This is a genomic window from Bartonella occidentalis (genome assembly GCF_037070875.1).
Lineage (GTDB): Bacteria > Pseudomonadota > Alphaproteobacteria > Rhizobiales > Rhizobiaceae > Bartonella.
Genome location: NZ_JAYMZJ010000001.1, coordinates 828,795 through 838,558, shown reverse-complemented (window position 1 = coordinate 838,558; position 9,764 = coordinate 828,795). Strand labels below are relative to the sequence as shown.

Here is a 9,764-nt window from a genome sequence, read left to right as displayed (position 1 = left end):
CATACGCTTTAAATTCACCAAAATATTTCGTGATCGCTGCTGTCAACGAAGTCTTACCATGATCAACATGACCAATCGTACCTATATTAACATGCGGCTTCGTACGTTCAAATTTGCTCTTTGCCATGGCTGTCAATCTCTTGTCTGTTAGAACCTAAAATAGACCCTTATAATTGAATTCAAACAGTTTAATATATCACCCAGTAATTACAACTATTAAATGAAAATCCCGCTTAATTTCCGGTAAAATATCTATACTGTCATAGATGTTTTCTGGAGCGGGTAGCGGGAATCGAACCCGCATATTCAGCTTGGAAGGCTGCTGCTCTACCATTGAGCTATACCCGCATAAATTAACTCAAACTCTCCTTCGATGAATGGTGGAGGGGGTTGGATTCGAACCAACGTAGCATACGCAACGGATTTACAGTCCGCCCCCTTTAACCACTCGGGCACCCCTCCATTACATCGATAAAGCTGTACGATAAAATACACCTACAACCAAACTTAATATCAATTAATTTAAACTGGTTGCCGAGCGGTTATGACGATTAGGATCGTATCTGTCAACAAAATAAATACAATTTTATACAAATTTCCTGATAATAATTTAGAATTATAATTTTTTTCTATCCCTTTTTATCCTTAATACGCTATAAAAAAAATATGAAAGAACAAACATCTAAAAATTCTCATTACGCTCGTTTGCGTCGTCGATATCGCGATGCCAAAGGTTTGTTTTCCACATCTGCAACGCACCCGAAGAAGAGAGGATTTTCCTTTAAACAAGGACGAGTCCACCTTTATGGTATTCATTCGGTTTGCGCGGCTTTAAAAAACCCCAAAAGAGTTTTTTGGCATCTTTATAGTACACCAAACGCCTTAAAACGCTTAAGCATACCCGAATCAGATTTACCCTGTCCAGTAACATTATGCTCACCAAAACAACTTGATTCCCTTGTTGGAAGTGATGCAGTTCATCAAGGCATTGTTGTGGAAACTGATCCCCTTAAACCATGCCAATTATCTGAACTTACACACACCGATCTTGTCATTGTGATGGATCAAATTACCGATCCACATAATGTTGGTGCTATTATGCGTTCTGCAGTCGCATTTAAAGCTGAAGCACTTATTACCACTTATCGTCATTCTCCTCAAGAAAGTGGCGTTCTTGCTAAAGCAGCTTCTGGAGCTTTAGAACTGCTAAATTATATCACCGTACGAAACCTCTCAGAAGCACTTCAAGAGCTCCATAAATCAGGTTTTATTAGCTTTGGACTTGATTCAGAGGGTAGTTTACCTTTAGAATCAGCGTTAAGAGGAAAAAAAATTGCCCTTATCCTAGGAGCAGAAGGTAAAGGTCTACGCAAGAAAACACGTGAAACTGTTTGCACATTGACGCGCCTTGATATGCCTGGATATATTAAATCGTTAAATGTTTCGAATGCAGCAACATTAGCACTCTATGCAGCTCATAAATACCTTAGGCAGTGACTTTTGATTTGTCCTGTGAAATATTAAAAAAACCCACCAACAAAAAGCCTGAAACAAGCCCACCAACATGAGCTTCCCATGCTATTGAGACATTATCCCTTTCAAATACAGAAGAAAAAACACCTACAATAAAATTGATAATCAGCCATACACTAATGTAACTCAAGACATTCCTTGAACAAAGCGCTTTTTTAATAGATAATAAAGCTCCAATTTTTTTTTCATTCTCTGGACTGGCAGCTCCCAAATGAGTAAAAAAAGAATCATAACGTGCAACCGCTCCCATCATTCCAGAAATAGCTCCTGATGCTCCAACAAGCGATACTATGCTATTTTGATGAAATATAAAATAAGTTAACGCAGAAATAATTGCTGTTAATATCCAAAAAAATAAAAAACGCAAACTACCAAAATGTCTAACCAAAGGAGATCCAAAAACCAAAAGCCAAGCCATGTTAATGGCAATATGTTCAAAGCTACCATGCATAAATGAATAACTAACAATGGTATGACAAAAAGCTAAAGGATCGCCTTTGAATAACATTGGTGTAAATGAAAAAAATTTAAAACTTTCAATGAAGAGCTGGTCAGAAAAAAAATACTGAGAAACAAAATAAATCAAAAAACAAAGTGCTATTAAAGCAACTATAATGAACGGAACATTTAATAATGATTCTTTATACTTTTTTGGTAATAATAAATTATTGTCATCCGGGAAATCAGTATCTTTCATTGTATAAAATCTCATAATTTTTGTAGAATTCATAATTTTTGTACAAAACAGATATATCAGTTTTGATAATAAAAAATTTCTCAGCCTAGTATTACTGTAACTCCACCTCCTAAATACCAAATATTTTTACGTAAAATATTCGATAGCTTATAAAAAATATTCTAAGAACTGGATATCAAGAACATCATCCTTAAAATTTCCATACCATCCTAAAACTTCAACTACTCTCACTTAAATTAGATGGAACTTCTATTGTAAACATGATATGGGCGAGGTACGAATTCATTAATTCATCTCCCCATCAAAATAAAAAAGCCAAGCCGTTATTAAAAAACACGCCAGCTCATAACGGCTTTATCATTTGCCTTTAATAGCTAGATGTGCGCGAAAACAACCATAAGAACCACAGACTGAAATTTAAGTTACAGAACCTGAATCCTGTAATTAAAAATACTTCTAAGAAAGACTTATAAAATCAACAAAATAAAAATTAATTTTAGCTTTAGTGTTAATTCTGGCTAATAAATTATCAGACTAGTAAATTTAGAAATTTTACTTACAATCCTTTAACCACACATCGTAAATAGGATGCTCTACAGCATTCAAGCCAGGACTATCTGCAAACATCCAACCAGTAAAAATACGGCGTACCTTTTTATCTAGAGAAACTTCTTTGACCTCAACGAAACCAGTCGTACGAGCTGGTTCATCCTTAGAACTCGTATAACACACTCGTGGTGTCACCTGCAAAGCACCATATTGATAAACCTCACCGAGAGAAACTTCAAAACGAGTAGTCCGACCAGTAATTTTATCAAGACCTGCAAAAACAGCAACTCCATTGCTAACACGTTTAGCACATACCCCATTGATTAAAGATAGAGCTATTATAATTACCACTAAAGAAATATAATAAGCGCGTTTCAATCCTGACAATACAAAAAAATCCATAATATCAAATCAATTGCATAAAAAAACAGTCCAAACCACAACTTAATTTCCTAATCTTTTAGTAGGTGACCATGCATCATAATCCTCATGCATGTGGGAACTATCACTATTGTGGATAATGGATCCTTTTGGTCGATAAGCGGCACTTGTTCCTGTCATATTTGCAACATGGGATCTTTCCCACTCATATGGCTGATAGTTTTCTTGTGTAGGTGGTATATCACAGCGATGATGAATCCACCCATGCCAACCTGGTGGAATACTGGAAGCTTCAGAATAGCCTTTATAAATCACCCAACGACGCGGATAACCATCTTTATGATAATTACCTTCATAATAAGTATTCCCGAATTGATCCTCTCCTATACGCTTACCTTCACACCACGTAAAGAAGCGTGTACTAACGGTACTACCATTCCACCATGTAAAGATTTTCTTTAAAAAACCCACCATCCTCTATTCCATTTCTTAGAATACCTAAAAATAAATCCTCGAAATCAATTTTAGTATGACCCTGACAAGAGCTTAAAATAAAAAACTATTGATAAAATGCGTCATAATTTTATTTGATAGAAAATCCTATTTTATTTTCTAATTCTAAAAATATCATATTTATAAATTTTGCTCCACCCTATAAATTTATATTAATCTATACCAAGTTTTACCTTGATTAATTCATTAACAATTTGAGGATTTGCCTTACCACCTGTTGCCTTCATTACTTGTCCAACAAACCAGCCAACCAGAGCTGGCTTTTGTTTTGCTTGCATAACTTTATCAGCATTGTTGACAACGACTTCATCAATAGCCTTCTCAATAGCTTTTGTGTCTGTCACCTGCTTCATATTACGCGCTTCTACAATCTGACGCGGGTTCCCACCCTCATTCCAAATAATCTCAAAGAGATCTTTAGCAATTTTGCCAGAAATAGTTCCTTCTTTAATAAGATCAATAATACTTCCTAATTGACTTGGCGTCACTGGTGTCTCTTCAATATCGCGATTATCTTTATTTAAAGCGCCTAAAAGATCATTAATTACCCAATTCGCAACTATTTTTCCATCACGCCCACACGCTACTTCTTCAAAATAATCAGCGATAGCTTTCTCTGTTACGAGAATGGAAGCATCATACGCGGTCAATCCCATCTCATTGATAAAACGCGCTTTTATCTCATCAGGCAATTCCGGTAACCCTGCTGCTAAAGCATCCACAAATGTTTGATCAAATTCCAATGGCAAAAGATCAGGATCAGGAAAGTAACGATAATCATGCGCTTCTTCCTTTGAACGCATAGATCGCGTTTCACCTTTAGAAGCATCAAAAAGCCTAGTCTCTTGATCTATTACACCACCGCTTTCCAAAACCGCAATTTGACGACGCGCTTCATACTCAATCGCTTGTCCAATAAAGCGGATAGAGTTAACATTTTTAATCTCACAACGCGTTCCAAATTTTTCACCGGGACGACGAACTGATACATTAACATCCGCACGCATGGAACCTTCATCCATATTGCCATCGCAAGTGCCTAAATAGCGAACAATAGTACGCAATTTTGTCATATAAGCTTTGGCTTCATCAGATGAACGCATATCTGGTTTAGAAACGATTTCCATCAGAGCTACACCAGAACGATTAAGATCTACAAAAGACATGGTGGGATGCTGATCATGCATTAATTTTCCTGCATCTTGTTCAAGGTGCAATCTTTCAATGCCAATCTCAATATCCTCAAACTGGCCATTTGAATCTGGACCAACAGATATAACAACCTTCCCCTCACCTACAATCGGATATCGAAATTGGGAAATCTGATACCCCTGCGGTAAATCTGGATAAAAATAATTCTTACGATCAAAAACAGATTTCAGATTAATTTTAGCCTTTAACCCTAAACCAGTTCGAACAGCTTGGCGAACACATTCCTGATTAATAACAGGCAGCATACCAGGCATAGCAGCATCAATGAGCGATACATTACTGTTCGGCTCAGCACCAAATTCAGTTGACGCACCTGAAAAAAGCTTTGAATTTGATATGATTTGCGCATGAACTTCCATGCCAATGATGACTTCCCAGTCACCTGTAACTCCAGAAATAAAACGTTTAGAATCAGGTGTACGCGTATCAATGATGCTCATTGCTAATCCACTATCAATATTTTTAATATACCCGATGGCTACCTAAGATTACACTATAAGTGCAAGCTCATAATAAAAATCTAATATGACAAGCCCAAGTTCAATGGGCTTGTTAGGTTAAAATAAAGATCAACCTTTTTTAGGAGATTTTTTCTTAGCTACAACGCCCTCTACACTCTTTTCTTTCTCTACTTTTTTTTCTTTAGCTGCTGACTTTTCTTTAGCTGCTGATTTTTTCTTTACAGCTTTTTTTTCAGTTAAATCTGATTCTTCATCTTCTTTCATCAGCTCTTCAACTGTAACTTCTTTATCTATAACTTTTATATGTGCCAGCAAATGATCAATAACTTTTTCTTCAAAAATTGGCGCACGTAGATTTGCAACAGCTTCTGGTGAATTACGGAAAAAATCCATAATCTCTTTTTCCTGCCCAGGATATTGACGAACCTGATCAAAAACTGCCGCTTTTAGTTCCTCATCACTGACTTGAACACCTATTTTCATGCCAATTTCAGAAAGCACCAAACCGAGACGAACACGACGCTGTGCAAGCACACGATATTCCTCCCGTGCCTGCTCCTCTGTAACGCCTTCATCTTCAAAACTACTACCAGCCTTTTTAAAATCTGCATTAATCTGATTCCAAATATTATTAAATTCGACTTCTAACAGACCTTCAGGAATCTCAAAATTATAATCAGCATCTAAAGCATCAAGAATTTGACGTTTAATTTTTTGACGTGTCACTGAGCCATATTGACTTTCAATCTGCCCACGAACAACTTCACGTAAACGATCCAGAGACTCCAAACCAACTTTTTTAGCTGCTTCATCATCAATCTTTAACTCATCAGGTTTAGAGACAGACTTAACAGTGATATCAAACTCTGCGTCTTTACCAGCCAAATGCACCGCACTGTAATTATCAGGAAATTTAACAGAAATTGTTATCGTATCACCTGCTTTTACACCAACCAATTGTTCTTCAAAACCAGGAATAAATTGTTTTGACCCAAGAATTAATTGCGCATCATTATCTGCTCCACCCTCAAATGGAATACCGTCAAGTTTACCTAGGTAATCTATTGTAATACGATCACCTTCTTCAGAAGACCCTTCCTTCACAGAGTAACTGCGTGTAGAAGAAAGAACGCGCTCTACTTGTTCATCAATTTCTTGGTTGGAAATAGCCGCAATTTCACGAATAATTTCGATATGCTCAAAATCTTTAATTTCAAATTTTGGCAAAACCTCATACTTTAAACTAAAAATAAAATCGGCTTGACCATCTAAAATTTTTTCATCTTCATTTATATCAACCTGCGGCTGCATTGCCGAGCGTTCATTGCGATCAGCTAAAATAGAACGGGGAGCATCACTAACTATCTCATTTAAAATTTCCGCCATAAAAGATTTGCCGTACATTTTACGTAAGTATCCGGTAGGCACCTTACCTGGACGGAAGCCATTAATCCTGACTTTACCCTTGGCATCACCCAATCGCTCATTTAATTTTTCTTCTAAATCTCTCGCCGGAACCACGATCTTAATTTCGCGCTTCAGTCCTTCATTAAGCGTCTCGGTAACCTGCATCAAACAACCTTCATTTTTCTAAAGAGGGATAATCCACTCTGATAACAATTACATCTTAACACTCACGTGTTAAATCACCATGAAGCAGACTTACAAATACGCAGAAATCCATAATATCAAAAGAATTTCTTTGGTGCGGATGGAGGGACTCGAACCCCCACGGTCGCCCGCCAGAACCTAAATCTGGTGCGTCTACCAATTTCGCCACATCCGCTCCAATTTATAAACCGATAACCTCATATAGGCGGCGTTTCTATACCATTAATTAGAGAAAAAAAGCAAATAATATATTCAAAAATATAAATATGTATTCTTATTGCAAATAAAAGAAACAAAATCTATGCTTTTCTGAAGAAACCATTTTCGCTAAAAGTATATTATGTTAGATAAATTCAATACTCCAATTCATGTTATAGGTGGCGGGCTTGCAGGCAGTGAAGCAAGCTGGCAAATTGCTCAATCAGGAATTCCCGTTATTTTACATGAAATGCGGCCTCACAAAAAAAGTGATGCTCATAAAACCGATAAGCTGGCAGAACTAGTTTGTTCCAATTCGTTTCGTTCTGATGATTCATCATCAAACGCTGTAGGGCTTCTGCATGCTGAGATGCGATTAGCAAACTCCTTTATTATGCAAGCCGCAGATACTAATAGAATACCAGCAGGAAGTGCACTCGCTGTTGATCGAGATGAATTTTCAAAACACATAACCACAGCACTTGAACTTCATCCTCTTATAACTATAAAACGTGAAGAGATTCGAAAAATTCCTAATGATTGGGATCACATTATCATTGCCACTGGTCCCCTTACCTCACCAGCACTCGCTCAAGAAGTACAAACAATAATCGGGACAGAACAACTTTCCTTTTTTGACGCTATCGCACCTATTATTTATACCGATAGTATCAATATGGATATTTGTTGGCATCAATCTCGCTATGATAAAATTGGTTTTGAAGGTACAGGAAAAGATTATCTTAACTGCCCCCTCGATAAAGAACAGTATGAGGCTTTTGTTCAAGCATTAAAAGATGCAGAAAAGGTAGAGTTTCGCGACTTTGAAAAAACACCCTATTTTGATGGATGTCTGCCAATCGAAGTCATGGCTGAACGTGGACTTGAAACTCTAAGGTACGGTCCCATGAAACCTATCGGATTAACGAATGCCCATAATCCAGAAGTTAAAGCTTACGCTGTTGTTCAGTTACGCCAAGATAATAAACTTGGAACTCTTTATAATATGGTCGGCTTTCAAACAAAACTAAAATATAGTGAACAAGTTCGCATTTTTAGAATGATCCCTGGTCTTGAGAAAGCAGAGTTCGCACGCCTTGGTGGGCTTCATCGCAATACTTATCTTAACTCCCCAATTATTCTTGATAAAGCCCTTCGTTTAAAACAAAGACCTAAATTACGTTTTGCAGGACAAATTACAGGATGTGAAGGCTATGTAGAATCGTCTGCAATAGGACTCCTTGCTGGACGCTTTGCTGCCGCTGAGTATAACCATAATTTCCCTTCCTTACCGCCCTCAACAACAGCATTAGGAGCTCTTTTAAACCATATTACTGGTGGACATATCGCAACTGCAGAAACAGAAAAGCAATCTTTTCAACCAATGAATATCAATTTTGGTCTTTTTCCACCTATTACTTTTATTCAGCCCTCAGAAAAACGCTTATCGAGCAAAGAAAAAAAATCAGCAAAAAGGCAAGCTATAACTGTCAGAGCTCTAAGTGATTGTAATAAGTGGTTAACAAATGAAAAAAAATAGCTCCGAAACCAATTGTCGTCTCAAATTTTTATGAATTTTATCTAGATAACAATCATCTACCTCTAACCTCATAAAAACCCCGTATTTACCATACAAAAACTCCTATGGTATGGGCAGACTTATTTAACAATAAAACTACTGCATAGCCTATCATTTATTGGAATAGTATGAGCAACTTCAGAGATTTTTACTACAATGAACATTATATAAACGGCTTTCAAATAAACGTAATATAAAAAGAAAGATACAAAGTACGCTCCTATAGCAGTACAAATTAAATATATATCAAATCCTATAACTGATATTTTTAACTGTTACCATTAACTCCTCCCTCTATAAGAAGCAGAAGAAACCTCTGGCGTAATAAAAATCTATATTTTCAATATCAGACTTCCCATACAGTCCAATATTGCACTTTGCAATGCAGAAATAAATGACACACTGCTACACAAATCTCACCGCTAAAAATATACTCAAAAAGTGCTCATCACAATTGAATCCAACACACGCTTAAAAATTTTATATATAATAGAAACGCCGTAAAAAAACCCGCTTAAGTAAACCGGGTTTTTTTAAAAACAGTTCAAATTATTTTTTATTAACAGCCTCTTTAAGACCTTTTCCTGCAGAAAATTTAGGGACTGAACGTGCTGGAATATGAATCTCAACACCGGTTGAGGGATTACGCCCCTTCGTAGCTGCACGATGAGAAACTTCAAAAGAACCAAAACCCGGAAGACGAACATCATCTCCTGAAGCCAAAGCCTCTGTTACAGAATTGATAAAAGCGTCGACAATAGAACCCGCCTGCGCTTTTGAAACACCTGCCTTTTCTGCAACGGAGCTAACCAATTCACTTTTATTCATTGAATATTTCCTTTCCCTATATTACCGAACGACATAACCCAACCCGTCATTGATTAGTTTATTTAAAAGTACAGCAAACAGAAGTCTTATTTTTATCCAAAACATTGTTTTTTAGCAAAAATCACAGTTATTCACGGTTTTTTTCACTTTTTTTCACAAAAAACAAAACAAAAACTCAAAAATAGGTTGCTATAGCTTTTAA

General features: G+C 36.7%; 9 protein-coding genes and 3 tRNA genes. 2 read left to right on the top strand and 10 right to left on the bottom strand.

All coding sequences use genetic code 11. The features are described 5' to 3' along the window. The 3 genes from WCP78_RS03485 to WCP78_RS03475 form a co-directional block, all read right to left on the bottom strand. A partial coding sequence (locus tag WCP78_RS03485; RefSeq protein ID WP_234924853.1) for a GTP-binding protein occupies window positions 1-127 on the bottom strand: 127 nt, incomplete at its 3' end. 147 nt (window positions 128-274) lie between these two features. Continuing rightward, window positions 275-348, bottom strand: a tRNA-Gly gene (locus tag WCP78_RS03480). 30 nt (window positions 349-378) lie between these two features. Beyond that, window positions 379-462: transfer RNA gene (locus WCP78_RS03475), tRNA-Tyr, on the bottom strand. A gap of 204 nt (window positions 463-666) precedes the next feature. Between WCP78_RS03475 and WCP78_RS03470 the strand changes: the two genes are divergently transcribed. Further along, window positions 667-1,497: a TrmH family RNA methyltransferase gene (locus tag WCP78_RS03470; RefSeq protein ID WP_336279095.1), complete on the top strand. Its 831-nt coding sequence runs from the start codon at window positions 667-669 to the stop codon at window positions 1,495-1,497. Here WCP78_RS03470 and WCP78_RS03465 read toward each other — a convergent pair. The 6 genes from WCP78_RS03465 to WCP78_RS03440 all read right to left on the bottom strand — a co-directional run bounded on the left by WCP78_RS03465 (window position 1,487) and on the right by WCP78_RS03440 (window position 7,132). Next, window positions 1,487-2,230, bottom strand: a complete 744-nt coding sequence (locus tag WCP78_RS03465; RefSeq protein WP_336279094.1) for a rhomboid family intramembrane serine protease — start codon at window positions 2,228-2,230, stop codon at window positions 1,487-1,489. The genes WCP78_RS03470 and WCP78_RS03465 overlap by 11 nt on opposite strands. 552 nt (window positions 2,231-2,782) lie before the next feature. Further along, on the bottom strand, window positions 2,783-3,181 hold the full coding sequence (locus tag WCP78_RS03460) for a DUF2155 domain-containing protein (RefSeq protein WP_336279093.1): 399 nt from the start codon (window positions 3,179-3,181) through the stop codon (window positions 2,783-2,785). Between the two features lie 42 nt (window positions 3,182-3,223). Beyond that, window positions 3,224-3,634: an NADH:ubiquinone oxidoreductase subunit NDUFA12 gene (locus tag WCP78_RS03455; protein ID WP_336279092.1), complete on the bottom strand. Its 411-nt coding sequence runs from the start codon at window positions 3,632-3,634 to the stop codon at window positions 3,224-3,226. A gap of 191 nt (window positions 3,635-3,825) precedes the next feature. Continuing rightward, window positions 3,826-5,325: an Asp-tRNA(Asn)/Glu-tRNA(Gln) amidotransferase subunit GatB gene (gatB, locus tag WCP78_RS03450; protein WP_336279091.1), complete on the bottom strand. Its 1,500-nt coding sequence runs from the start codon at window positions 5,323-5,325 to the stop codon at window positions 3,826-3,828. Between the two features lie 129 nt (window positions 5,326-5,454). Further along, entirely contained in the window at window positions 5,455-6,918 is a 1,464-nt protein-coding gene (gene tig, locus WCP78_RS03445; protein WP_336279090.1) for a trigger factor, read from the bottom strand. Window positions 6,919-7,049: 131 nt separating this feature from the next. After that, window positions 7,050-7,132 (bottom strand) — tRNA-Leu (locus WCP78_RS03440). Window positions 7,133-7,297: 165 nt separating this feature from the next. On the opposite strand from WCP78_RS03440, the gene trmFO reads away from it, so the two are divergent. After that, window positions 7,298-8,695 (top strand): methylenetetrahydrofolate--tRNA-(uracil(54)-C(5))-methyltransferase (FADH(2)-oxidizing) TrmFO, encoded by a 1,398-nt coding sequence (trmFO, locus tag WCP78_RS03435; protein WP_336279089.1) that lies wholly within the window; start codon window positions 7,298-7,300, stop codon window positions 8,693-8,695. 588 nt (window positions 8,696-9,283) lie between these two features. On the opposite strand, the gene WCP78_RS03430 is transcribed toward trmFO, so the two are convergent. Next, the gene (locus WCP78_RS03430; RefSeq protein ID WP_336279088.1) at window positions 9,284-9,562 is read right to left on the bottom strand and encodes an HU family DNA-binding protein; all 279 of its coding nucleotides are present in this window, start codon (window positions 9,560-9,562) and stop codon (window positions 9,284-9,286) included. Window positions 9,563-9,764: the final 202 nt, after the last annotated feature.

Coding starts and splice junctions, on each gene's coding strand:
- WCP78_RS03470 (WP_336279095.1), top strand. CDS start 667: ATGAAAGAACAAACATCTAAAAATTCTCATTACGCTCGTTTGCGTCGT.
- WCP78_RS03465 (WP_336279094.1), bottom strand. CDS start 2,230: ATGAAAGATACTGATTTCCCGGATGACAATAATTTATTATTACCAAAA.
- WCP78_RS03460 (WP_336279093.1), bottom strand. CDS start 3,181: ATGGATTTTTTTGTATTGTCAGGATTGAAACGCGCTTATTATATTTCT.
- WCP78_RS03455 (WP_336279092.1), bottom strand. CDS start 3,634: ATGGTGGGTTTTTTAAAGAAAATCTTTACATGGTGGAATGGTAGTACC.
- gatB (WP_336279091.1), bottom strand. CDS start 5,325: ATGAGCATCATTGATACGCGTACACCTGATTCTAAACGTTTTATTTCT.
- tig (WP_336279090.1), bottom strand. CDS start 6,918: ATGCAGGTTACCGAGACGCTTAATGAAGGACTGAAGCGCGAAATTAAG.
- trmFO (WP_336279089.1), top strand. CDS start 7,298: ATGTTAGATAAATTCAATACTCCAATTCATGTTATAGGTGGCGGGCTT.
- WCP78_RS03430 (WP_336279088.1), bottom strand. CDS start 9,562: ATGAATAAAAGTGAATTGGTTAGCTCCGTTGCAGAAAAGGCAGGTGTT.